Source organism: Deltaproteobacteria bacterium (assembly GCA_011773515.1).
Lineage (GTDB): Bacteria > Desulfobacterota > Deferrimicrobia > J040 > J040 > WVXK01.
In genome coordinates, this window is sequence record WVXK01000090.1 from 1 (window position 1) to 224 (window position 224).

Below are 224 nucleotides of genomic sequence, written 5' to 3' on the forward strand. Positions count from 1 at the left end.
GCATAGGCTGGCCTGCAAGGACATAAACCAATTATAAATCGGTAGGTTACAGCGGCAGAAAAAAGTGGCGCGCCTTAAGAGGACTTCCTTCGACAACTCTCTTCTACTGAGCTCGGGATAAACCCTTCGACGACGTTCTTCGATTGCGCTCAGGATAAACTCACCAATTTGCGAAGGTTGGCAAAAAAATGACCTTCGCAAAAGGTTCTCTTCCTCCGAATTTG